We start from the raw sequence: 739 nt of genomic DNA, 5'->3' as shown, positions 1-739 counted from the left end.
GACCTGCCGGGGGCGGGGTCCGTGGGGGCGGCGCCGGTCGTGGCCCGGGTGAACGCCCGCGCGCCGCCGACGAGCGGGAGGTGTGCGGAGGTGCGGGCCAGGTCGAGGATGAGGGTGGGCGTGGTGGACGGCGGCTGGATGAGGCCCCGGTCCGTACCGGCGACGATCAGGGCGAGCCGGTGTCCGGCCGGGACGACGTGGTCGGTCGCGGCGAGATCGATGGTGAGCGTGTAGCGGGTGCCGGGGGTGAGGGGCCGGCCGTGGGACGCGGACGCGTAGGTGCCGAGGTCGGCCCAGCCACGGCTGAGGACGGTGTGGGTGACGTCGGCGGTGCGGGGCGCGGTCTCGCGGTAGCAGGAGCTGTCGGTGGCGGTGCTGGGGCCCCAGCAGGTGCGTTCGGTGAGGGTGGTGATGCCTTCGCCCGGCGCGTTGTAGTCGCGGATCGTGTCGGGGCCGAGGTCCACGAGGACCGCCGAGAGGTGGGCGGTCTCCGTGGACGGGGTGGCGGTGACCGTGACGGTGGAGGAGCCGGAGAGCCGCAGGTCGTGGCTGAGGGGGCGGGTCACGAAGCCGGACTTGTCGGGGGTGTTCAGGTCGGCGGTCTCCGCCCAGTCCTCCTCGTCGCGGCGAGGGTCGTCGGTGAACGTCGCGGTCGTGCCGGGCCGCGCGGCGGTGCGGCCGAGGGTGCCGACGCCGGTGACCGGGCCCTGGGCGGGGCGCAGGGTCGTGGTGTCCGTGC

General features: G+C 75.8%; 1 protein-coding gene. It reads right to left on the bottom strand.

Translation table 11 applies throughout. The features are described from left to right. Positions 1–739, bottom strand: a 739-nt coding sequence (locus tag GT042_RS01260) for a CocE/NonD family hydrolase C-terminal non-catalytic domain-containing protein (RefSeq protein ID WP_272925663.1), incomplete at both ends; no start/stop codon positions are given.

This window comes from Streptomyces sp. SID3212 (assembly GCF_009865405.1).
Taxonomy (GTDB): domain Bacteria; phylum Actinomycetota; class Actinomycetes; order Streptomycetales; family Streptomycetaceae; genus Streptomyces.
Note: the sequence above shows the minus strand (reverse complement) of the source record. Positions and strands in the feature narration are given on the sequence as shown.